The 23,822-nt window shown below is 55.1% G+C and carries 22 protein-coding genes; 14 read left to right on the top strand and 8 right to left on the bottom strand.

The window, feature by feature from the left end; genetic code table 11:
• Positions 1-181: 181 nt before the first annotated feature.
• Complete coding sequence (gene tyrS, locus K5L82_RS16535) at positions 182-1,384, bottom strand: tyrosine--tRNA ligase (RefSeq protein WP_223134904.1); 1,203 nt, start codon at positions 1,382-1,384, stop codon at positions 182-184.
• A gap of 309 nt (positions 1,385-1,693) precedes the next feature.
• On the opposite strand from tyrS, the gene K5L82_RS16530 reads away from it, so the two are divergent.
• Both K5L82_RS16530 and K5L82_RS16525 read left to right on the top strand, forming a co-directional pair.
• The gene (locus K5L82_RS16530; RefSeq protein WP_223134903.1) at positions 1,694-3,100 is read left to right on the top strand and encodes a peptidoglycan DD-metalloendopeptidase family protein; all 1,407 of its coding nucleotides are present in this window, start codon (positions 1,694-1,696) and stop codon (positions 3,098-3,100) included.
• Between the two features lie 2 nt (positions 3,101-3,102).
• Entirely contained in the window at positions 3,103-4,203 is a 1,101-nt protein-coding gene (locus K5L82_RS16525; protein WP_223134902.1) for an anhydro-N-acetylmuramic acid kinase, read from the top strand.
• A gap of 3 nt (positions 4,204-4,206) precedes the next feature.
• On the opposite strand, the gene erpA is transcribed toward K5L82_RS16525, so the two are convergent.
• From erpA to argC, 4 genes are all read right to left on the bottom strand, one after another.
• A complete protein-coding gene (gene erpA / locus K5L82_RS16520) occupies positions 4,207-4,539 on the bottom strand; it encodes an iron-sulfur cluster insertion protein ErpA (RefSeq protein ID WP_207924383.1) in 333 nt (110 codons plus the stop codon).
• Between the two features lie 83 nt (positions 4,540-4,622).
• Entirely contained in the window at positions 4,623-5,066 is a 444-nt protein-coding gene (locus K5L82_RS16515; protein WP_223134901.1) for a polymer-forming cytoskeletal protein, read from the bottom strand.
• A gap of 1 nt (position 5,067) precedes the next feature.
• Positions 5,068-5,808, bottom strand: coding sequence for a DUF6776 family protein (locus K5L82_RS16510; RefSeq protein WP_133006566.1), 741 nt, complete (start codon positions 5,806-5,808; stop codon positions 5,068-5,070).
• Positions 5,809-5,817: 9 nt separating this feature from the next.
• Positions 5,818-6,855, bottom strand: a complete 1,038-nt coding sequence (argC, locus tag K5L82_RS16505; protein WP_223134900.1) for an N-acetyl-gamma-glutamyl-phosphate reductase — start codon at positions 6,853-6,855, stop codon at positions 5,818-5,820.
• A gap of 144 nt (positions 6,856-6,999) precedes the next feature.
• On the opposite strand from argC, the gene K5L82_RS16500 reads away from it, so the two are divergent.
• Genes K5L82_RS16500 through hemL form a run of 5 tightly spaced genes read left to right on the top strand, consistent with a single transcriptional unit; the run spans position 7,000 to position 11,953 of the window.
• Positions 7,000-8,775, top strand: coding sequence for a chloride channel protein (locus tag K5L82_RS16500; protein WP_223134899.1), 1,776 nt, complete (start codon positions 7,000-7,002; stop codon positions 8,773-8,775).
• Between the two features lie 3 nt (positions 8,776-8,778).
• Complete coding sequence (gene hemJ, locus K5L82_RS16495; protein ID WP_223134898.1) at positions 8,779-9,201, top strand: protoporphyrinogen oxidase HemJ; 423 nt, start codon at positions 8,779-8,781, stop codon at positions 9,199-9,201.
• A gap of 41 nt (positions 9,202-9,242) precedes the next feature.
• Positions 9,243-10,004, top strand: coding sequence for a hydroxymethylpyrimidine/phosphomethylpyrimidine kinase (locus K5L82_RS16490; RefSeq protein ID WP_223134897.1), 762 nt, complete (start codon positions 9,243-9,245; stop codon positions 10,002-10,004).
• Complete coding sequence (thiE, locus tag K5L82_RS16485; protein ID WP_223134896.1) at positions 9,992-10,669, top strand: thiamine phosphate synthase; 678 nt, start codon at positions 9,992-9,994, stop codon at positions 10,667-10,669. The genes K5L82_RS16490 and thiE overlap by 13 nt, the downstream gene beginning before the upstream one ends.
• A gap of 3 nt (positions 10,670-10,672) precedes the next feature.
• Positions 10,673-11,953 (top strand): glutamate-1-semialdehyde 2,1-aminomutase, encoded by a 1,281-nt coding sequence (gene hemL / locus K5L82_RS16480; protein WP_223134895.1) that lies wholly within the window; start codon positions 10,673-10,675, stop codon positions 11,951-11,953.
• 42 nt (positions 11,954-11,995) lie between these two features.
• Here the strand turns inward: hemL and K5L82_RS16475 are convergent, their stop codons facing one another.
• Positions 11,996-12,580 (bottom strand): tetratricopeptide repeat protein, encoded by a 585-nt coding sequence (locus tag K5L82_RS16475; protein WP_223134894.1) that lies wholly within the window; start codon positions 12,578-12,580, stop codon positions 11,996-11,998.
• A complete protein-coding gene (gene mrcB, locus K5L82_RS16470) occupies positions 12,577-14,886 on the bottom strand; it encodes a penicillin-binding protein 1B (RefSeq protein ID WP_223134893.1) in 2,310 nt (769 codons plus the stop codon). Before mrcB ends, K5L82_RS16475 begins: the two co-directional genes overlap by 4 nt.
• Positions 14,887-15,006: 120 nt before the next feature.
• Here mrcB and K5L82_RS16465 point away from each other — a divergent pair, with 120 nt between their 5' ends.
• Positions 15,007-16,593, top strand: a complete 1,587-nt coding sequence (locus tag K5L82_RS16465; protein ID WP_223134892.1) for an AAA family ATPase — start codon at positions 15,007-15,009, stop codon at positions 16,591-16,593.
• A complete protein-coding gene (locus K5L82_RS16460) occupies positions 16,593-16,964 on the top strand; it encodes a Rieske (2Fe-2S) protein (RefSeq protein WP_223134891.1) in 372 nt (123 codons plus the stop codon). The genes K5L82_RS16465 and K5L82_RS16460 overlap by 1 nt, the downstream gene beginning before the upstream one ends.
• On the opposite strand, the gene sfsA is transcribed toward K5L82_RS16460, so the two are convergent.
• On the bottom strand, positions 16,948-17,679 hold the full coding sequence (gene sfsA, locus K5L82_RS16455; protein WP_223134890.1) for a DNA/RNA nuclease SfsA: 732 nt from the start codon (positions 17,677-17,679) through the stop codon (positions 16,948-16,950). The two genes, K5L82_RS16460 and sfsA, sit on opposite strands and share 17 nt — an antisense overlap.
• A gap of 166 nt (positions 17,680-17,845) precedes the next feature.
• Between sfsA and dksA the strand changes: the two genes are divergently transcribed.
• The 5 genes from dksA to K5L82_RS16430 are packed head-to-tail and all read left to right on the top strand — an operon-like array spanning position 17,846 to position 23,792.
• Complete coding sequence (gene dksA, locus K5L82_RS16450) at positions 17,846-18,289, top strand: RNA polymerase-binding protein DksA (RefSeq protein ID WP_114334772.1); 444 nt, start codon at positions 17,846-17,848, stop codon at positions 18,287-18,289.
• A gap of 52 nt (positions 18,290-18,341) precedes the next feature.
• Positions 18,342-19,259 (top strand): tRNA glutamyl-Q(34) synthetase GluQRS, encoded by a 918-nt coding sequence (gluQRS, locus tag K5L82_RS16445; protein WP_223134889.1) that lies wholly within the window; start codon positions 18,342-18,344, stop codon positions 19,257-19,259.
• A gap of 4 nt (positions 19,260-19,263) precedes the next feature.
• Positions 19,264-19,440, top strand: coding sequence for a hypothetical protein (locus K5L82_RS16440; protein WP_165950611.1), 177 nt, complete (start codon positions 19,264-19,266; stop codon positions 19,438-19,440).
• On the top strand, positions 19,430-22,390 hold the full coding sequence (locus K5L82_RS16435; protein WP_223134888.1) for an ATP-binding protein: 2,961 nt from the start codon (positions 19,430-19,432) through the stop codon (positions 22,388-22,390). Before K5L82_RS16440 ends, K5L82_RS16435 begins: the two co-directional genes overlap by 11 nt.
• A gap of 7 nt (positions 22,391-22,397) precedes the next feature.
• Positions 22,398-23,792 carry a sigma-54-dependent transcriptional regulator gene (locus K5L82_RS16430; protein ID WP_223134966.1) on the top strand — a complete coding sequence of 465 codons (1,395 nt, stop codon included), beginning with the start codon at positions 22,398-22,400 and terminating at the stop codon, positions 23,790-23,792.
• Positions 23,793-23,822: the final 30 nt, after the last annotated feature.

Here is a 23,822-nt window from a genome sequence, read left to right as displayed (position 1 = left end):
TTGTCAACTGCTTTTTGAAGAATCTTTAAAACGTTTTCTTCAAATCTTTCAAGCAGTTACCGCTTCGTTGCTGACCGTGTTTAGCGGCTAGCCCCTCAAGCGAGATGCGCATTCTACAGACATCCCTGAGGGTGTCAACGGCCAATTTGAAAAAAACTCAAATTGGCCGATCCAAGGCTTTTCAGTCGATCACCAATACCCGCGCGATCTTCTTCTTACCCGCCTGGATGACGCAGTCATCACCCTTAACAAACATACGATTACCTTCGAACTTCTGGCCATCCAGATACACCGCACCGCGCCCCAACACATCACGAGCTGCCGCACCGTTTTTCACCAGACCAGCCAACCGGAGCACAGACGCCATCGGCATTCCGGGCTGCCCTTCCAATGACACCTCTACTGTTGGCACGTTTTCCGGAATCTCACCCAACGCCACCCGATTGCCTGCCGACTTATGAGCTGACTTCGCCGCCTCTTCATCGTGGAAACGGGTGATCAGCTCTTCAGCCAGTACCTTCTTATAGTCTTGCGGGTTCGCGCCAGCTTGCACAGAGGCGCGGTACTCTTCCACCTCCGCCATAGGGCGGAAGCTGAGTAACTCGAAGTAACGCCATAACAACTCATCGGGCACCGACAACAGCTTGGTGTACATTTCTCCTGGCGAGTCATTCACACCTACATAGTTGCCCAGCGATTTGGACATTTTCTGCACACCATCCAGACCTTCAAGGATCGGAACAGTGATAACAGCCTGGGGCTTCTGCCCATAGTGCTTCTGGAGCACGCGCCCCATCAGCAGGTTGAACTTCTGATCTGTACCACCTAACTCAACATCAGCCTCCAACGCTACTGAGTCGTAACCCTGTATCAAAGGATAAAGGAACTCATGAATAGCGATGGACTGCTCAGCACGGAAACGTTTAGTGAAGTCATCACGCTCCAGCATACGAGCAACAGTGTATTGCCCGGCAAGCTTGATCATCTCAGAGGCACTCAACTTACCCATCCACTCGGAGTTGAACACCACCCGAGTTTTAGCGGGATCCAGAATCTTGAACACCTGCTCTTTATAGGTAATGGCGTTTTGCATCACCTGCTCTTCACTAAGCGGTGGCCGAGTTGCACTCTTACCACTGGGGTCACCGATCATTCCGGTAAAATCGCCAATCAGAAAAATGACCTCGTGACCCAGATCCTGAAACTGCCGCAACTTATTAATAAGCACGGTGTGCCCTAGATGCAAGTCAGGTGCAGTTGGATCAAAGCCAGCCTTTACCCTTAAAGGACGCCCCTCTTTCAACTTTGCGATCAGATCTTCTTCTGGAATCAGCTCATCTATTCCGCGCTTAATGATGGCTAATGCTTCATCTAGTGATGCCATGAACCTAGTTTCCCCAGCTTTGACTGCAAAACGGTAGAAGCGGCCAGTTACACAGCTCTACAAAAGAATGCTGCGATTTTCCGGCGCTACTTGATAAAGTGTATGCTCAGTTTTTGACCAAACCCTGCATATCAGGGGCGGCATTATATCAGTGGCAGCGGCTTTTGTACGCCCGCCCGAAGCGGTAACCGTAATGTTCGCCACTGTCCTGATTCTTTTATATGCGGTAATCTGATGGTCTATACTTGATCAGGCGCTTTAATTAGCCGACACAACTACCCGGAATTTCGATCATAATGGGTGAGCACCGTGCTTAAAACCTTCCCCAAATCACATTTAACGCTCGCCGCTGCGGCAACAATTGCTGTAACTGCGGCCGCGCTTATGAGCCCAAGCTCAGACGTTGAAGCCAAGCGCATGTCCTACCCGGTTGACCTTAACCAAGGCACTGTTTCCGGGTCTGGCGCTCCTGTAATTTCCGCTCCAACGAACCAAAGCACTGGCCGACAGGCTGCTGAAATCCCAATTCCGAGCAATTCCGTTGAACAAGCTCTTGCGGCCACGAAGGCTCCACCCGCCGCCATTGCTGCTCCGGAAGCGCCAGAAGTTCAGTGGAAAGAGTTTCGCATTAAATCGGGCGACACCTTGTCGTCTTTGTTCAAAAAAGCGGGGTTTAACGACGGTGTGATGCTGTCGGTCATTCACGGTGAAGGCGAGGCCGATAAACTTCAACGCTTGTATGCCGGCGAAGACATCCGGTTTGGCCTGGACGATGAAGGCGATTTGGTAGCCGTTGAACTTCAGCGTAGCCGCCTTGAGTCCCTTAAAATCGAAAAGACCGAAAACGGCTATGCCGGCGAAACCGAAGTTCGTGAACCTGAAATTCGTCCGGCCTTTGCTGCGGGAGAGATCGATGGTTCCCTTTACCTTGCCGCGCGCGATGCAGGCATGGATGATCGACTCACCATGGAGTTAGCCGGCATTTTCGGTTGGGACATCGACTTTGTTTATGACGTTCGCAAAGGCGATCGCTTCGAAGTGGTTTACGAACAACTGTACATCGACGGCGAAGAATTCAGCACAGGCCGCATCCTCTCCGCCAAGTTCACCAACCGTGGCGACGAGAACATCGCTCTCCTATATACCGACTCGAACGGTGAAAGCGACTACTACACGCCCGGCGGGCAAAGCATGCGCAAGGCATTCTTGCGCGTCCCCATTAACGCCCGTCTTTCGTCACCGTTTAACCTGCAGCGCCGTCATCCGGTATTGGACATCGTGCGCCCACACGAAGGCACTGATTACGCAGCCCCTCCAGGCACGCCGATCAAAGCCGCCGGCAATGGTCGGGTAAAGTTTGCTGGCTGGAAAGGTGGTTACGGTCGCACCGTAGTCCTCAAGCATGGCGACAACATAACGACCCTTTACGCGCACATGAGCCGCCTAGGCAAAGGCATCAAAAATGGCACACGCGTCAAACAAGGGCAGACTATAGGTCATGTGGGCTCATCAGGCATGGTAACCGGCCCTCACTTGCATTATGAATTCCGGGTTAACGGTGTCGCGAAGAACTCACGTACCATCAAGCTGCCGGATGCACAGCCTATTCCGAAGTCTGAACTGGCTCGCTTCAAGCAGGTGACCAGTCAAAGCCTTGCTCAACTCAACGTATTCCTAGAGAGCCAAAACCAGCTGGCTCTTGCTACGGACAACTAACAGTGGGCTACTGGCTTGGCCTTATGTCAGGCACCAGCATGGATGCAGTCGATGCCGTGCTGGTGTCTTTCGAGTCCCAGAGCCTGACTATTCACGCCACGCACTCTCTCACCTATCCAGATAGCCTTCGACAAAGACTGATCTCAGCAACTCGAGATCACGGCACTCCCGACGAACTCGGTGAGCTGGACACTCTGGTTGGGCAGTGTTTCGCGCGAACCGCCTCGGAGCTGATCGCACAAACCGGCATAGCCGCCAGCGACATTTCCGGCATAGGCAGCCACGGACAAACTATCCGGCACCAACCCTCCGGCTCCGCCCCTTTCTCTATGCAAATTGGTTGCTCCGCGTTCATCGCGGAAGCAACCGGCGTGACCACGGTATCGGATTTTCGTAGCAGAGACATCGCAGCCGGCGGGCAAGGCGCACCCTTAGTGCCGGCGTTTCACAAATGGCTTTTCGAATCCAAGGAACAGGATCGCTGCATTCTGAATCTCGGCGGTATCGCCAACATCACTTGGCTGCCTGCCGGCAACCGGAAACCCATCATTGGATTTGATACCGGCCCTGCCAACGCACTACTCGATGCCTGGTGCTTGGATCAAACCGGCCGCCATTACGACGAAGATGGGCACTTGGCCAGCGAAGGCACCACGCAGCAAGAGCTGCTGTCCAGCATGTTGTCGGATGCTTATTTCAGTAAGCCCGCGCCTAAGAGTACCGGCAAAGAACGCTTTAATCTCGATTGGATTCGCACCCACCTCCAACGCTTCCCGGATTTGGCTCCGGAAGACGTTCAGCGCACACTCCTGCAGTTGACCGTCACCACCATCCTGCAACAGTTACCTCAAGAAACGGCAAACATGGCGGTATATGCCTGTGGAGGCGGAACGTTTAACGCGTTGCTGATGAACGAATTGCGGATGGGTCTAGGCTCGGTTGGACTTGCAACAACCGCAGAGCTCGGATTGGATTCACAATGGGTAGAGCCGGTAGCGTTCGCCTGGCTTGCCCGGCAGGCCTTGAAAGGCCTACCGGGCAATGTACCGGAAGTGACCGGCGCTTCGGGGGAAAGGGTACTCGGGGCAATCTACCCCGCTTAAAAATCAGATAGAGAAGGAGCTACCGCAGCCACAGGTTGAGCTGGCGTTGGGGTTTTGAACTACAAATTGAGAACCCTGAAGCCCTTCTTGATAAACCACGGTGGCACCAACCAGGTACTGATAACTCATAGAATCGACCAGTAACTTTATGCCATCACGTTCGATGACCGTGTCATCTTCTTCCTGACTTTCATCAAAAGAAAAACCGTACTGGAAGCCTGAACAGCCACCACCCGTCACGAAAACCCGTAGTTTCAGCTCCGGATTTTCCTCTTCTTCGATCAACTCGCGCACCTTGGCAACCGCGCTGTCACTAAAAAACAGCGGCGAGGCCATTTGCTGCTGGACTACACTCAAGGGTTGCCTCCGGCACTAAAAGATATTTGCACGATTATGGTATTCCTGACTAAAACAGTCAACTATTCGAACGCTCCCTCACTCTCCAGCTCGGGATCAACGGTTTCGGACTGTTCGTGAGAAAGGAGCCCGGTTGTCTCTGTCTGGCGAATCAGGTTGCCATTTACTGCGGCCCCCATAGCCATTTCGATCAACTGGTAATAAACACTTCCATTGACACTCGATTTCTCAGCCAATTCCAAATGGCTGGACGAACGCACATCTCCGTGCACGGTACCATTTATAATGATGTGCGGCGCAATCACGTCTCCGGTAATCTGCCCCACCTCGGACAAGCGGATAACCGCATCACTACCGTCTTCAGCGATCACCCGACCCTTGATTTTTCCATCCACGTGTAACCCGCCTGAAAAGCGAATATCGCCTTCAATGGTCGTGCGTGCCGAAATCAAAGTGTCAAAACGGTTAGACGAGCGGTGTCGTGCCTGCTTTTTCTTATTAAACATTTCAGTTTCCTGTTACCTGTTCCCAGTCGAATGTACTCTCTGCCTGCGCCGTTTTCTGGCCTCCTGCCTGGGCAACAACCTGTATTTCCAATGGTTCAAACTCTTCTGGCAAGCTTAAGCTACCTTCAATATCTTGAAAATAACGAAACTTGAACTTCACCCCGAGATCATCGATATCTTCTGACAAATCCCGCAGCGCAATTACCTGCTTTTCACCGTCAACCGTGCCGATGACGTTCACCGCCACGAGCCCTGACACATAGCGATTATTGTTACCGACCTGGGTCAGCACCATTTTAAAACTATAGCGCCCATCACCACGAGCCGGCGAAAGCGTGAAGTTATCCACCTGCAGGCCTTTGCTGACTTCTGTCGGCGCCATGATGTTGCGGTAAAACGTCAGGTCTGCGTTCAGTTCGGAAATCTTCGTTTCCAGATCAACAATTGCATTTCTTGCATCGCGCATGGCCTGCTCATCAATTGCACGGCCCCGCTCCAGATTAATCACCTGCTGACGCGCCGAATGATACTGTTCTCGTAGGTTATCCACTTCGTGGACCAGCAACTCTTTGCTTTCTTCCGCCGATGAAAACCGGAACCCACCCTGCGCCATTCCGGCCATGTAACCGGAAATGGCCGCAACAATCGTAAATCCGAGCAGAATTAACGTCCGACGCAGGCGATACCCCCGCCGATGCCGGATAACAACGTATTCCTCTGAAGGCTTAGGCGCGTCGCTCACAAATCAACCTCAGGGTAGCATGGCAGGGGCATTCAGCCCCAGCCGCTCATCCAGCCCGAACATGATATTCATATTTTGGACTGCCTGGCCGGCGGCCCCTTTGACTAAGTTATCAATGACGGAGGTGACAATCACCACATTGCTCTGTTCCTGACGGTGCAACGCCATACGACAATGGTTGGCACCACGCACGCTGCGGGTTTCAGGGTGGCTACCAAACGGCATGACATCCACGAAAGGCTCATTTTGATAACGCTCTTCAAACAGAGCTTGCAAACGGTCAAAATCAGCAACGTCGGTTAATTCTGCGTAGAGCGTTGCTTCTATACCTCGAATCATCGGCAACAGGTGAGGAACGAAGGTTACACCCACATCCTGACCAGCAGCCCAACCCAAGCCCTGACGAATCTCGGGCAAGTGACGGTGACCGGATGCGCCGTAGGTTTTAAAACTTTCACCGATTTCACCATGCAGCATCCCGGCGTTCGCCTGACGGCCGGCACCACTGGCACCCGACTTGGCATCTGCGATCAACCGTGAGGGGTCCACCAAACCCTGTTCAAGAAGTGGGAGCAAGCCCAGCTGAACGGCTGTTGGGTAACACCCGGGGTTCGCCACTAACTGGGCCTTGCGGATTTCTGCACGGGCCACTTCCGGCAACCCGTAAACGGCTTTCTCGGCCCACTCCGGACTTGCATGAGGCATTCCATACCACTTCGCCCATACATCGAGGTCTTTAAGGCGAAAATCTGCGGAAAGGTCCACCACACGAGTGCCCGCTTTCATCAGCTCCGGTACCATGCGAGCCGCCACACCATGAGGCGTTGCAAAAAACACCAGATCGCATTCCGCCAGCTGCTCAGGGTCAGGCTCGGAGAACGCCAGGTCAAAGTGGCCTCGCAAATTGGGGTACATATCCGCCACGGGCATACCTGCCTCGGAGCGCGAAGTGATGCATTTCACTTCGACCTCAGGATGAACGGCGAGAATCCTTAACAGCTCCACGCCTGTGTACCCGGTACCACCAACGATGCCTAATTTAATCACTCTCTTCTCCAACGTAATCTGGTCAGAATTTGGCGTTAGTCTAACATGATAAACCAAGGACTTATTGCAGCCAGCCCGCCCAAAGCTACAATGGAGTCCCATTCTTTTTGAACAACGTGTTCGAACAACCGGAATTCAGCCCACATGCGCAATATCAGGCAACAGGTTACGGAAAACCTGATACACGTTTTCCGAGGAAGGCTCGCCGGCGTGGATGCCCTTCCCCAGCTTGCCGTCCTTGGTTTGCTTTCCGGCATTGTCACCGGTGCCGTGATCCTGTTGTTTCGTTTTGCTATTGAATGGCCCCTGGATTACTTCTTTCCGGGCAACGGCTCAGAAAACTTCGAAGATCTGGACATCCTTACCCGAGGAATTTTACCCCTTGCCGGCGCGGTCGCGTTGGGGCTTTTTTTGCACAAACTGGGCATCCATGACCGCAAGGTGGGGATCGCCCATGTCATGGAGCGCCTCAATTACCACCAGGGTTATATCTCACTCAAAAGCGCCATCGTTCAATTCATCGCCGGCGTTACCACGGTGGTCAGCGGCCAGTCCGCCGGCCGGGAGGGGCCAGCAGTGCATCTCGGTGCGGCTTTCTCGAGCATACTTGGTCAATGGATGCGCTTACCCAACAACAGCATTCGGACCCTCGTCGCCTGCGGCTGCGCCGCGGCTATCTCCGCATCCTTCAACACCCCGATCTCCGGTGTCATCTTCGCCATGGAAGTGGTGATGATGGAGTACACCATCGCCGGCTTTACGCCCATTATCTTGTCGGCAGTGAGCGCCGCCATCGTCACCCAAGTGGTCTACGGCACCGAACCGGCCTTTAGCGTTCCGGCGCTGACCATGAATTCCTTGCTGGAAATCCCCTGGATACTCGCGATAGCGGTGATCATCGGCATTGCCGCCGCCGGTTTCATCCAATTGGTAGACAGCCTGGGGCGTTATCACCATCGCCCGGTGATTTTGCGCATATTCGTAGCCGGCCTTTTGATGGTTCCGTTTGCTATCTTCGTGCCCGAAACAATGGGCATTGGCTACGACACCGTGGGTCACACCATTAATGGAGTACTCGGTTTCTGGTTATTATTAGGGGTTGGCTGCGCCAAGCTGCTGATCACAGGAACCTCTATCGGCCTTGGCATGCCAAGCGGGGTAATCGGCCCGACGTTATTTATTGGTGCAACCCTGGGCGGGGCCATGGGTCTGATAGGAGCAGCCTTTGCCCCCGAGGTGGCATCGTCTGTCGGCTTTTACGCCATGCTCGGCATGGGTGCCATGATGGGCGCGGTATTGCAGGCGCCTTTAGCGGCGTTGATGGCTCTCTTGGAACTCACCCATAACCCCAACATCATTCTGCCAGGCATGCTGATTATTACCACCGCCACGCTGGTCACGAGCGAAGCGTTCGGCAAGAAGTCGTTATTCATCACCGTTCTGAAAAGCCAAGGACTCAGCTACCAGAACTCACCGGTCACGCAAGCGCTGAGGCGGGTATCCGTTGGCGCTATCATGGACCGAAACATTCTACGCATTGAACGCCAACTCACCCTAGAGGAAGCGCGCAAAGCGCTATCTTCACAACCCAAGTGGCTCTTGGTGGATGGCAACAGCGGTCCCACCTCATTGCTACCTGCTGTTGATCTGGCTCGATACCTTGAGGAGCTTAGCGAGGTAAACTCCGAAGATGCACCTGAACAGCCCGAGAGCTTGGACTTGATGCAAATCCCGGCCAACCGGCGAGACGTTGCGCCTGTGCAATATCAAGCCACGCTAGAGCAAGCCCTCAACGAATTTGAGCAAACCAAGGCAGAGGCACTTTACGTGCAGCGCCATGTCGCACCCATGATCCAGCGAGTTTATGGTGTTGTGTTGCAATCCGATATTGAAAGTTACTACCAATACCGCCGGAGTTAACACATGTTATGGGTTAAAGCGTTTCATATTATTTCACTGGTGTGCTGGTTTGCCGGCATTTTCTACTTGCCTCGCCTGTTCGTTTACCACGCAGCGTGCGAAGACAAGCCGGGGCAAGAGCGCTTCAAGGTCATGGAGCGTAAACTCTACCGGGGGATTACCACGCCTTCCATGATCGCCACGGTCATCTTTGGCGTGTGGCTGCTCAGCTACAATGTATCGGGCTATTTCAGTCAGGGCTGGTTGCACGCGAAGTTAACCTTGGTAGCCTTGCTGATTGTGTATCACTTCTACTGCGGCCATCTGGTGAAAGTATTCCAAAACGACAACAACACCCGTAGCCACGTGTTTTACCGCTGGTTTAATGAACTGCCCGTATTCATTCTGATCGCGGTTGTCATTCTTGCCGTTGTTAAGCCTTTCTAAGGAGATTCATCATTAACAGCTACTCACGCCCCCATGTTCTGGTGCTATCCGGGCTGGATCCGTCCGGCGGCGCAGGCATTCAGGCAGACATCCAGGCCATTACATCTTTGGGCGGGCACCCCTTGCCCGTGCTGACCTGCCTGACCGTACAAGACACAAAAAATGTGTACGGCGCCCAAGCCATTGACCCGGCAATCATCCGGCAGCAACTCGAGTGTCTGGACAAAGACATCCCCATACACGCGGTAAAAACGGGCGCCATGGGCAACGCCGCAGTGGTCAACGTTCTCATGGAGTTTCTCGATAGCCACCCGGAGTTACCGCTTATCGTGGACCCAGTGATCAAGGCAGCCGGCGGCGGAGACCTAGCCGATGACGAACTGGTCAAAGCGATGAAAGCCTCATTGTTTGCCCGAGCCGAAATGATCACACCGAACGGGGTTGAGCTTCTGCAGCTGGGCAACTGTGACAGCGAAAGCCAAGCCGCCGACAAACTGCTATCAGCTGGCTGCAAATCGGTACTGGCTACCGGTGGTCACGGAACCGGTCATCACATCATCAACACCTTGTACAGCGCCGGGCATGAGCCCAAGGACTGGCAGGTTGAGCGCATTGGTGTCAACGAATACCACGGCACCGGTTGTACGCTGGCCGCAGCCATTGCAGCCGGCATTGCCAGCGGGCTGTCTGCTCGAGCGGCTATATCCCAAGCCCAGAATTACGTCAGCCGCACCCTTTTGAGTGCGTTGAATATCGGCCATGGCCAAAGAGTACCCAACAGGGGCATTCCGTGGGAACGCTGAAACCATCTCTTCAGCGCGGCCTGTACGCCATCACCGACAATCGCCTTACTCCCCCGGATCATCTACTGCAGTCCGTAGAAGCCGCGCTAGCGGGCGGCGCAGTGTTGGTCCAATATCGGGACAAGCTTTCATCGACAACTGAACGGCTGCGCCAAGCGACGGATTTGGCTAGCCTTTGCCAGAATGCAGGCGTGCCGTTACTCATCAATGATGATCCGGAATTGGCGCACCGGGTGGGTGCCCAAGGCGTACATTTAGGACAAGACGACTGGAGCTTGGCCGATGCCCGAAAGCTGCTGGGGCAAGATGCCATTATTGGCATTACCTGCCACCACCAGATGGAGCTGGCCGACATCGCCAAAGCCGAAGGGGCCGACTATTTGGCCTTTGGTCGTTTTTACCACTCTGGCACAAAACCCGGCGCACCCCGTGCGGACGTTAACGTGTTGAGCGACGCACGGCGTTTAGCGCTTCCAGTGACGGCCATTGGTGGCATTACAACCGATAACGCGGAACCACTGATTCGTGCCGGTGCTGACCTTATTGCAGTAGTGGGCGGACTGTTCGGGGGTAGCCCCGCAGACATAGAAGCGAAAGCCAGGCTGTTCAGCCAACTGGTTACTTCACATCACCCACTATCGACACATTCCAATCGACAGGAGTAAACCATGAGTCATTCTGAAGAACTGTTCGAACAGGCGCAAAAATACATCCCCGGTGGTGTCAACTCTCCGGTTCGGGCATTTCGCGGCGTGGGCGGTACCCCGGTGTTTTTCAAGCATGCCGAGGGCGCTTATCTCTACGATGAAGACGACAAGCGCTACATCGATTTCATCGGCTCCTGGGGCCCGATGATTCTGGGCCACTCAGACCCTCGCATCAAAGACGCCCTGCACGCTCAGGTTGACCTTGGTGTAGGCTACGGCGCCCCAACCGCTATTGAAACCGAGATGGCAAAGAAAGTATGCGAATTAGTGCCTTCAATCGATATGGTGCGGATGGTTAACTCCGGAACCGAAGCCACTATGAGCGCCATTCGTCTGGCGCGCGGTTACACCGGTCGCGACAAGATCGTAAAGTTTGAAGGCTGCTACCACGGCCACGTGGATTCCCTGCTGGTAAAAGCGGGCTCCGGCGCACTGACACTGGGCGAGCCTAACTCCCCGGGCATTCCCGCCAGCTTGGCCGCACTCACACTCACACTCGATTTCAACGACATCGAGGGCGTGCGTAAAACCTTCGAGGAAATGGGCGATCAAATAGCGGCGATTATCGTGGAACCCGTAGCCGGAAACATGAACTGCATTCCGCCGGTTCCGGGATTCCTCGAAGGTCTGCGCGAGGTATGTGACGAGCACGGAACGGTACTGATTTTTGATGAAGTGATGACCGGCTTCCGGGTTTCTCTGGGCGGCGCTCAGGGCTTATTCGGCGTGACTCCGGATCTGACTGCTCTGGGCAAAGTTATCGGTGGCGGTCTGCCGGTGGGTGCGTTTGGTGGCAAGCGTGAAATCATGGAACACATTTCACCGCTGGGCCCCGTATATCAGGCCGGCACTTTGAGCGGCAACCCGCTGGCAATGGCCGCAGGCCTGACCACTCTGAACGCTATATCTGAATCCGACTTCCACGACCGACTAATCGAAAAAACCAACAAGGTACGCGACGGCATCAAAGTCGCGGCCGACGAAGCGGGTATCCCGCTCGCAGTGCAATCTGCCGGTGCCATGTTTGGTTTCTTCTTCACCAACGAATCGTCGGTCACCAGCTTTGCTCAAGTGATGGAATGCGATGCCGAACGCTTCAAGAAGTTCTTCCAGGGCATGTTGGCAGAAGGTGTGTACCTCGCACCCTCCGCCTTCGAAGCAAGCTTCGTGTGTGCGGCGTTGTCCGACGAAGACATCGAGTTCACCTTGGCGGCCGCCCGTAAGGTAATGGCCACGCTGTAAACAGCCGTGAAACTGTAAGAGGCCAAGGATGGCCTCTACCCATTAAAGCGCTCTCGCCCGATCTTCAGCTTGGGAAGCCCCTGCCACATTACCTCGCGCTCTGCGAATGTCCGCCAGCAGCAACCAGCCAGACCGCTGCATTCGGGAATCGTTACCCGCCAGCGACAGGCCCTTCAACGTAAACTGCTCAGCAGCGCCCAGATTATTTCCAGCCACGTAAGCTTCCGCCAGTTTGAAATAAACCTCCGCCGACCGCGGCGCTACGCGCTGGGCCCGCTCTAGCCGCGAAATAGCACCAGCAGAATCACCCTGCCGCAACCGTTGGTCGGCATCGCGAATCAGAGCGACTGCCGCGGCAGGCAATTCATCACCGGATTCGCGATAGCTGGGCGAACGGGTAGGCTGTTCTGGCGCAGGGGTAGGCTCACTGACGTCGGACTGCTCGCTCTTGCGCCAGACTTGAGGTTCGGACGTTTCCGGCTTAGACGCTCTGGGCGGCTCCGGTGCTTTCGACTGCCCGTCACCCCCCATGGGCACATAAATAGAGCCACCGCCTGGCGCCGTGCAACCGGCCAAACCGAGCATGAACGCGAAGCTGGCCGCGTGCGTTATCGTTACTTTTTTCATCGAAACAATCCTTCAAACCAACTGCGTATTTGCCCACCAAAATCGCCGTTGCAACCGGTGTGAGTGTCGGGCTCACTGCCGGCCACAAAGGGTATCAGGCGTGCATTCTGGCACCCTTCCCCCGTCAGGGCGTTGGCTTCAGTATCCACCCAATGATACTGCACCCCGTCTGGCATGACAGGTGAAAACCCGTGCTGGGGAATCTGCGCCATCATTGTGGACCAAATGGGCAAAGCCCCCGAAGCCCCGGTGAGCGAGGTTGAGCCGTTGTCGTCCCGGCCGACCCAGGCGACCGCCAGCAAATCACCGCTAAAGCCGGCAAACCAGGCGTCCCGCCCGTCGTCGGTGGTGCCGGTTTTGCCTGCCAGCGTTAGCTGATCCGGCAAGGTGTAATATGCCGAGCGGCCGGTACCTTCTTGCATGGTTTCCTGCATAGCGTACTGCACCAAATGCACCGCAGCCGGGTCTGCCACTTGATCCACTTTCAGGTTATAGCGTGACAGCGGCTCGTTGTCGGCATCCGTTACCTCACGAATGGTACGCAAGGGCGTGTTAAAGCCCGAAGTTGCCAGACCTTGATACAGCTGAGCCACATCCACCGGTGCCAAATTCACAGAACCCAACAGCATTGAGGGGTAATCCGATATCGGGCTGGTGATGCCAAACGCTCTCAGTTTTTCCTGCACTTTAGGAATTCCGACATCCAGACCCACTCGAACCGCCGGCAGGTTATAGGATTTGGACAGCGCGCGGTGCAAAGGCACTTCGCCCCGTTCCTGCTTGTCGAAGTTTCTCGGCTGCCACAATTTGCCGTCATCGAATTCCAGCGTAAACGCCTGGTCTTTAACCGGAGTGATCAACGTATACCGTTCAGCCTGCTCAAGCGCGGCCAGATACACAAACGGCTTGATCAGGGACCCCATCGGGCGCCTGGCATCCACTGCCCGGTTGAAACCGGCAAAACTCGGATCTTTACCGCCAACCAAAGCCAGCACTTCGCCAGTGTCTTTTGCCGTGACCACCAAGGCAGCCTCCAGCTCATCCGAGCCAGGCAACTTGGGTAACGTCTTACTAACAGAGGCCTCAGAGGCATGCTGAACCGCCGGGTCCAACGTTGTGAAAATCCGCAAACCCTCACTTTGCAGATCTTCTTCCTGGTAATCCCGTGCCAGGTGTCGGCGAACCAGATCGATGTAGGCCGGGTAACGGTTGTCTGTAAACGAAGGCTTGCCGCTGACGCCCAAAGGCTTGGCCTTCACCGTTTTCGCCTCTTGCTCAGTCAGCAGCCCGGCTTCCGCCATTTCATCCAACACCAGATTACGACGCGCGGTCGCTCGTTTCGGGTGGCGCCTCGGATTGTAGTAACTGGGACCTTTCACCATACCCACTAACAGAGCCATTTGATGCGGAGCCAGGTCTTTCAGACGCTCGCCAAAATAAAACTGGCTGGCCAGACCAAAGCCATGAATGCTACGCATACCGGCTTGGCCGAGATAAACCTCATTCAGGTACGTTTCAAGAATGTCATCTTTCTCGTAATGCAGCTCGAGCAGGATCGACATCAAGGCCTCGTTGCCTTTACGCAAAAGGGTTTGCTCGCGGGTCAGGAAGAAGTTCTTCACCAGCTGTTGGGTCAACGTACTGCCGCCCTGCACCACTCTGCCCGCTTTGATATTCACCAACATAGCCCGGGCAATCGATAGCGGAGCCAAACCAAAGTGGCTATAAAATTCCCGATCTTCCACCGCCATTAAGGTGCTGGGCAATAACTCGGGGACCTCTTCAAGCTGCACCAAAACCCGATCTTCGCGGTGGGCCGGATAAATACCGCCAATCTGCGCAGGCTCAAGCCGAACGATGGGCGATTTAGGCCCAGCGACCACCGAGAACGACCGGACCTTGTCGCCACTCACCACCAGAGAAATACGACGACGGGGTTCCTCTCCATCCGGAAATACAAAGCCCCGGGCGCTGATGACAAACCGGCCGCCGTTGCGACGATAGGTTCCCAGTTTCACACCATCACCCGCCCGATAACCCGCCAATTCAAGCTCTCGAGCCAACCCGGATGCACTGACACTGGCACCGTCATACAGCTCCAGGGGACGGGCATACACCCGGGAAGGCACCTCAAAGCGCCGACCTTCAAACCGGGAGGTTACCACTGCGTCGAGATACACCATCCAGCCGGCGAGCACCACCAGGCCCAGAAGCGCTAATCGGATGCACAAACGCCAAAGCCCCGACCGGCGGTTCTTTGGCTGACTTTCAGATGATTTCTTACGGGATTTCGTTGTTTTACTCATCCCGCGATTATAACGAAGCCAAGGAGGCGACTGGCAGGCCTGTTATGTGTTATTTCTGTAATCTGCCGTCTATCATAGAACAAACGAAATCAACGAGTTCAGGGAATCCAGGAGCAAAATGTGAGCGAACGCGCCCCCGACACACTGGTTAAAGCACTGCAGAACCCAGAGTTATACGACCACCCGGTTAGCGATTTTCAGGTGATCGAAACTCATATCTCTCAGGTTCTTCTAACCGGCGACTACGCCTACAAGATCAAGAAGCCCATGGATTTTGGCTTTCTTAATTTCTCGACTCTGGAGCGCCGCAAGCACTTCTGCGAAGAAGAACTTCGCCTGAATCGTCGTTTGGCCTCTGATCTCTATCTTGACGTTATACCCATTACCGGCAGCCCTGAGCAGCCTGTCCTCGAAGGCGAAGGCGAGCCGTTTGAATACGCCATTCGTATGCGCCAGTTTGAACAAAGCCAACTGTTCGACAAGCGCCAGGAACGTGGCGACCTCGCGCCGGAGCTGCTTACCAGTGTTGCTCGCCAAACGGCCCTGTTCCACGACAGCCTGCCACCAGTCCCGGATGAAAAACCACTGGGCACCCCGGAAGCCGTTCACGCTGCGATGCAGGAAAACTTTGACCAGATTCGGCCTCTGCTGGATGACAAAGCTTTGCTCACGCAGTTGGACGCGCTGGAAGAGTGGACCCGAACCACGTTCGAACGTAACCGTGACTTGATTGCCCAGCGTCGCGCGAACGGTTTAGTACGCGAGTGCCACGGCGATCTTCATCTCGCCAACATCACTGTGTTTAACGAGCAGGTCACCGTGTTCGACTGCATTGAATTCAACGAACCCTTCCGCTGGATTGATGTCATCAACGATCTCGCCTTCCTGCTGATGGACCTGGAATCACGACAGGAATCCGCACTCGCCAATCTGGTTCTGAATACTTACCTGGAATACCGAGGTGACTTTGAAGCACTGGCGTTACTGCCGCTGTACAAAGCATATCGGGCTATGGTGCGGGCCAAGATCGCGCTGTTCACGTTGGGCAACCCGAGCCTTAACGACAGCGAACGTGAAGGTTTGATGCAGAGCTACCGCAGTTACGCACAGCTTGCCGAAGATTACGGCGCCATCCCGAACCACTACCTGCTGGCGACCACCGGCCTCTCGGCCTCTGGAAAAACCTGCGTCAGTGCCGCCATGTCGGCAGAATTGGAGCTGGTTCGATTACGCTCCGACGTTGAACGCAAACGATTGCACGGGCTAGCGCCATTGGATGACAGCAAATCCGGCTTGGGGACGGATCTGTACAGCCCTGAAGCCACTGAGCAAACCTACAAACATCTCGCTACATTAGCGGGCCAGCTGCTGTCTTCGGGGCTGCCGGTGATTGTCGATGCCGCCAGCTTGAAGGAAAGCGAGCGTTCATTGTTTGCAAAAGTCGCCGAGAACCAAGGTGTGCCCTTCGCCCTGCTGCACACCGAAGCGCCAGAAGACCTGCGTCGGGACTGGGTGCGCAAACGCAAAGGCGATGCCTCAGAGGCCACCGAAGAAATGCTGGATGCTCAGCAAACGTGGTTCGAACCCCTTACGGCCGATGAAAAGACCCACACCATTCACCTGCATACCGATCAGGAGCATGTGGCCGAGGCAGTAGCGGATAGAATCCGTCAGCACCTTGGCCTCGGCCCTCGTTCAAGCTCCTGATGCAAACCGTTCAACCCCAATGGCAAACCGCTTGCCCGGCACACGACCTTCTGCCGGGCAAGTTCGTGGAATTCCGGCTAAAAGAAAAAGCGGTTGAGCCCGAAGGCATGCCGCTAACCGGCTTTGTGTTTATCGACAACGGAACACCTCGGGCTTACCTGAACGTGTGCCCGCATCTGGGCATTGAGCTGAACTGGATGCCCGGCCGTTTTATGGATGCCGACAATCTGTTCATTCAATGCTCGACCCACGGCGCGCTGTTCAAACCCGGCACCGGTGAGTGCATTGCCGGGCCTTGTCAGGGCGATGCCTTAACGGAGCTGGATGTGCGCGAGCGCGCCGGTCTTATCGAAGTCAGGGTTCACAATTAACCGGGACCGGGTCAATTAAATCGAGCCGGGCACTCGGATTTCCGTCAACGCCCATCAAAGCAGCCCGATAAGCCAGCACCTCGACCCCTGCTTCAACAGCCTGACGCAATAGTTGGCCGTATCGCGGGTCGATGTGATCCGCTGGCAGCACCTGTTCGATGGCTGTGTGGTTTACCACAAACAACAACACTGCCCGATCGCCATTAGCGACTTGTGCCATCAACTCGCGCAGATGTTTTTGCCCCCGTTCGGTCACGGCATCGGGAAAATATCCCTGCCCCCCCTCCGCGAGAGTGACGTTTTTCACCTCGACCCACGCATCAGACTGGCTGTCATGACCCGTGAGCAACAAATCAATACGACTTTTTTCCTGGCCATACCGAACTTCACTGCGACACTCGCTGTAGCCTTTAAGTTCTGAGATCACACGTTTTTCGATCGCATGCTTGGCCTGGGCATTTGGGCGTGCAGTGTTCACACATGCCAGCGCTCCCGGGCTGGTTTCAACCAGCTCCCAGGTGTACCGCAGCTTACGCTTGGGGTTATTGCTTTCGCTCAACCACACCCGTGCATTTTCCGGCTGACAGTTACGCATGGAACCGGTATTCGGACAGTGCGCAACCACCTCTTCTCCATCGGACAAGCGCACGTCCGCAAGAAAGCGTTTATAGCGCCGAATCAGGCGCCCCTCTATCAATGGTTCTGAAAACTTCATATGCTCTCCACTATAAGCCGAGGTCACAGAGCTGGCACCCCTGAGACTTATCTGCTATTTTCCGCAAATTCCCATTACAGGGCGTCTGGGTAAAACCGTGCGGCACAGGTGCTGGCACGGATAACAAAGCGCCCGAGTAGAAGTACAAACAAGAGGCCAGGGCTCAATGGCAAAGAAGACTGCGCAAGCACCAAGCGAAACCTTTACCGGCTTCACCCCTTACGAAATCAAAAAGGGTGAAGACTACATGAGTGCAGAGATGCTGCAGCACTTCAAGGACCTGCTATTGGATTGGAAGCAGGAACTGATGGAAGAAGTCGACCGCACCATGCACCACATGCAGGAAGACGCTGCAAACTACGCGGATCCCAGCGACCGCGCAACCCAGGAAGAAGAGTTCAGCCTGGAACTGCGCACCCGGGATCGCGAGCGCAAGCTGATCAAGAAAATCGACAAAACCATCGATCGTATCGACAAAGACGATTATGGCTTCTGTGATCAATGCGGCGTAGAAATCGGCATCCGTCGACTGGAAGCTCGCCCGACTGCGACACTTTGCATCGATTGCAAAACGTTGGCAGAAATTCGCGAACGCCAGACCGGCATCTGACCTGCCCCTTACCAGCAAGCTGGCGGTCTAACCGCCAGCTTACAGAGGTGTTATGGAGCACACCCGATACCGCGGACGCTTTGCGCCTTCCCCCACAGGCCCACTTCACTTTGGCTCCTTAGTTACCGCTGTTGCCACATGGCTGGAAGCCCGAGCGGCTAATGGTGACTGGTTAGTTCGCATAGAAGACCTTGATCCTCTCAGGGAACCGCCGGAAGCTACTGACCAGATTCTTCACTCTCTTGATGCCCACGGTTTGCACTCAGACGAGCCAATACGTTTCCAATCCCGGCGCCACCCGGCCTACCAGAAAGCCATCGCTTACCTGCTGAAGAATGAAAAGGCCTATCGATGCAGCTGTTCCCGCAAACAACTACTAGCTCATGGAGGGCGCCATCCAAGCCAGTGTCGAACCCGCAAAGCCGGCTCCGAAGGCTCAGCCCATGCGATTCGCTTTGCGCTCACCGATGCACATTGCCAATGGCAGGATCTGTTTCTGGGACCGCAACACCAAATCGTTCGAGCCGAACTGGACGACCCGGTTTTGCAGAGAAAAGAAGGTTTTTACGCTTATCAGCTAGCGGTCGCCGTGGACGACATTGACCAAGGTATCAGCCATGTCGTTCGGGGTGACGACCTTTTGGACATGACCGCCCAGCAACAACAGATATTCGAGGCATTGGGCGTTTCGCCCCCTCAATGGCTACACATACCGGTTATTCTCAACGAGCAAGGCCAGAAACTGAGCAAACAGAATCGCGCGCCGGCCATTGATGACTCAAAACCGACGACGAATCTGGTTCACGCGCTCACAGCACTCGGCCAACAACCGCCTGAATCACTCTTCAGCGCCACTGTCGATGAGGTACTGGCATGGGCCCGAACACACTGGAAACGTACGGCCATTCCCCTGACATCCCAGCAAGCCCGTGGTATAAACCCAAGTACACAATCGCACTTGGACCACTAACCTGATGTATATCTACCGCCTGGTTTTTCTACTGGTGCTGGCTATCTATATTTTTTCACCAAACATCCTTAGTTGGTGGACCGGCCCCGGTAACGCTTGGTACAGCCCGTTCATTTTTTGGGGCGGCCTGGTTGCGATCGGTTTCTGGCTGGAATGGCGTCGAGATCCCAATGAGTTTTAGCGCACCCGGGCTGTTACTGGCTAGCCTGCTTTATCTAAGCCTACTATTCGGCATTGCTTGGGCAACCGAACGCGGAACGCTACTTCGCCAGTGGGTCCATCACCCCCTGACCTATACCCTCAGCCTCGGCGTATACGCCGGTATCTGGGCGATTTACGGCGCTATCGGATTCGCAGCGGAATCGGGGTTCGGGTATCTGGCATACTATTTAGGAATCAGCGGCGCCTTTTTGCTGGCACCCGTACTATTAAATCCGATTCTGCGGATCAGCAGGGCGTATCAGCTTACCTCGCTGGCCGACCTGTTCGCCTACCGCTACCGTAGCCAATGGGCGGGCACCCTCGTCACACTCTGCTCGGCGGCAGCGATCATGGCCCTGCTCAGCATGCAGATTCAAGCAGTTTCCGTCTCTGCCAGCTTACTTGCACCCAACACATCCCCCAAGTTTATCAGCACACTCTTCTGCCTGATTGTCGTGCTGTTCGCGGTCCTATTCGGTGCTCGCCGACATCAGTCATCTGGCCACCATCAGGGATTGGTTCTGGCAATCGCATTCGATTCGATAGTAAAACTGGGCGCCTTACTGGTGCTGGGTGGCGTGATTCTATTCGGCGTATTTAACGGGAGCGCCGGGCTGGAACATTGGCTGGCCGATACGTCACGTTTGGAAGCGCCAATGGCCATGAACGTGAACGACAGCACTTGGCGGGCATTGTTGTTGATGTCATTTGCAGCGGCTCTGGTTTTACCCCACATGTATCACATGACCTTCAGCGAAAACCCGTCTCCACGAGCACTAGGGAAAGCCAGCTGGGGCCTGCCGCTGTATCTGTTGCTACTAGGTTTGCCTGTGCCGCTGATTGTATGGGGTGGCCAGGCGCTCGGAGTGGCCGGGCCGCCGGCATTCTTCAGCATTGGCATTGCTCAGGCACTGGAAAGCCCACTACTGACTCTTATGATGTATATCGCTGGCCTTTCCGCCTCCAGTGGACTCATGATCGTCAGCACGCTGGCGCTGGCGGGCATGGTTCTCAACCATGTTGTGCTCCCATTAAAAACCCCAAAAGATCAGGGCGACATATACCGCTGGCTACAATGGGTTAAACGACTGCTGATCGCGGCCATCTTGTTCATGGCCCTGCTGTTTCACGAACTCGTCGGCCAACGCCTCGACCTCTCCATTCTCGGCGCGATTTCGCTAACAGGCACACTGCAGCTGCTGCCCGGAGTGCTTGGAGTCATTTACTGGCCCGAAGGCAATCGTCGTGGTTTGATCGCAGGGTTAGTGACCGGGCTATCGATCTGGGGTCTCACTCTCGTGCTTCCTTTTTCTTATACGTTCGACCTACTGTCGCTGCTAGGCATGCCTGTCACTGCCGGCTATGACAACTGGCACGTAGTAACTTTCGCCAGCCTGACAGCCAACGTTGCGATGTTTGCTGTGGTTTCTATTATCAGCCCTGCGACCCCCGAAGAAGCCAGTGCGGCTCAAGCTTGCTCCATGGGAGCCCTCTCACGCCCCCAGCGTCGCGAGCTGTTTGCCTCTTCATCGGCCGACTTTATTCATCATCTGGCCGAGCCCTTGGGTGTGAACGTTGCACGCCGTGAGGTGCAACAAGCGCTATCTCAACTCAAACTGCCACCTTCGGAGTTCCGCCCTTATCAGCTGCGGCGACTACGGGACCGGATTGAAGCCAATTTGTCTGGACTGCTTGGGCCGTCCATCGCCAGAGACATGGTCAAACGGCATCTGGGGTTCAAACCCATGGCTCACGGCGGCACCGGACAAGATATCCGCTATGTCGAACGAGCGCTCGGCGATTACCAAAGCCAGCTCACAGGCCTGGCTGGTGAGCTGGACAACCTGCGTCGTCATTATCGGCAAACTCTGCAGAACCTCCCGATTCCAGCCAGCTCCATCGGAGACGATGGCGAAATACTGATGTGGAACCACGCCATGGAAGCGCTGACGAGCATCTCCGCCGATGAAGTGGTCGGGGCCAAGCTCATGGCGCTACCAGAGCACTGGCACGCGCTACTGGACGACTTTAATAGCGGCAACGATCCTCACCGATACAAACATCGTCTGGATTTGCGCGGCAAACCGCACTGGCTGAACTTGCATAAAGCGGCGCTGAATGGCCCCGATCACCCGGAAGGCGGATCGATCATTCTGGTAGAAGACCAGACCGAAACCAGGCTACTTGAAGACGAATTAATGCACAGTGAGCGTTTAGCATCGGTGGGTCGACTAGCGGCCGGTGTCGCTCATGAAATTGGCAACCCGGTCACCGGCATTTCGTCGCTGGCCCAAAATCTCAAACTGGAGACAGATAACCCCGAGATTCTGGACACGGCCAACCAGATCCAGCAACAAACACGGCGGATCTCGGCCATTTTGCAATCGTTGATGAACTTCTCGCGTACGGGCAATCACGCCCATGCCACACGCTACGAACCGGTCAGCCTTCACCGGTGCGTGGAGGAATCGATCAATTTGCTATCACTGGGCGAAAACCGCAAAGGCATACACTATGAAAACGACTGCCCGGCGGATCTGCAAATACTCGGCGACGAGCAGCGTTTGGTACAGGTATTCGTCAATCTGCTGGCCAATGCCCGAGATGCCTCTCCAGAGGACGGCACAATACAGGTGACTGGCAAGCGCGATAGCTACTCCGCTATCATCGAGGTAATTGACGAAGGTACTGGTATCCCTTCGGATCAACAGGACCATGTTTTTGAACCCTTTTTTACCACAAAAGCATCCAACAAAGGCACAGGACTTGGCCTCTCCCTTGTTTACAGCATTGTTGAAGAACACTATGGCAACATTCAGGTAGAGAGCCCCGCCCAGAGCATGAGCGGCAAAGGAACATGCATGAGGCTTCGCCTGCCAGCTTACGAACCCGACACCGATGCTGAGAGTCGCCCGAACGAAAGGTCGTGAACGTACTATGCCCCGCATTCTGATTGTTGAAGACGAAGACATCATACGGTCTGCAGTCCGCAAACTGCTCCAGCATGCTGGCTACGAGGTGGCCGATGCCATTTCAGTGGAAGCTGCGGAAGAACTGGAACCCGACACCTTTGATCTGGTCATTACCGACCTCCGCTTGCCCGGTGCCGCTGGCACTGAAATGATCAACCGGGCACCCAATACGCCGGTACTGATCATGACCAGCTACGCCAGCCTGCGCTCGGCCGTAGACTCCATGAAAATGGGCGCGGTGGATTACATCGCCAAACCGTTTGATCATGATGAAATGCTCGCGGCCGTCGAAGGTATTTTGGCGCGAAAAAACGCCTTGCCTGCCAGCAACGAGCACGCTGCCGATTCCGGAGGCGAAGCGCCAGATCCATCCAATATCATGTTTGGCCAGTGCGAGCCGATGGAAAAGGTGTTCACACTTATTCGCAAAGTAGCACCCACCCAAACCACGGTTCTGGTCAACGGTGAATCAGGTACCGGTAAAGAACTGGCCGCCCGGGCGTTGCACCTTTTGAGCCCCCGCGCCTCCAAGCCTCTGATTTCCGTCAACTGCGCTGCGATCCCCGAGAGCTTGATAGAGTCCGAACTGTTCGGTCATGAGAAAGGCTCGTTTACCGGCGCAGTATCTGCTCGCACGGGTTTGATCGAAGCCGCCGACGGCGGCAGCTTGTTTCTCGACGAAATCGGTGAACTGCCCGCAGAAGCTCAGGCCCGGTTGCTCCGGGTATTGCAGGAAAGCGAGATTCGCAAGGTAGGTGCTACCCAGAGCCGGAAAGTGGATGTGCGGATGATTGCCGCCACACACCGAAACCTCAAGGCCATGACTCGTACCGGCGAGTTCCGGGAAGACCTTTATTACCGGCTCAACGTGATGCAAATCCGCCTCCCGCCCCTACGAGAACGTCGTGCAGACATTCTGGGCCTGGCAGGGCGTTTCTTGAAACAGCAAGCCCAGAGGCTCGACCGACCCGATCTGCACCTGAGCCCTGAAGCCATGCAAGCTCTGCAGCGGTATCGTTGGCCCGGCAACGTTCGGGAACTGGAAAATGCCATTGAACGCGCCTCAATTCTTGTCGATGGCGACACCATTACTCCGTCCGTTCTGGATCTCGACAGCGACTCGGGTGATGAATACATTCCTGAAACCCTGGTGGAAGGCAATAACGAGAGCACCCCCACCCGAGAAGCTGATTCCGCCAACGACTTGTCTCTGGAAGACTACTTTCAGCACTTCGTCATCGAGAACCAGGATCGTATGAGCGAAACCGAGTTGGCTCAAAAACTGGGCATCAGCCGGAAATCTCTTTGGGAGCGCAGGCAACGCTTAGGCATTCCTCGCAAAAAAACCAGCGGTAACTAAAACACACTCGGTAACAAATGAACCCAGACT

Source organism: Marinobacter sp. AL4B, from assembly GCF_019916045.1.
Taxonomy (GTDB): domain Bacteria; phylum Pseudomonadota; class Gammaproteobacteria; order Pseudomonadales; family Oleiphilaceae; genus Marinobacter.
Note: the sequence above shows the minus strand (reverse complement) of the source record. Positions and strands in the feature narration are given on the sequence as shown.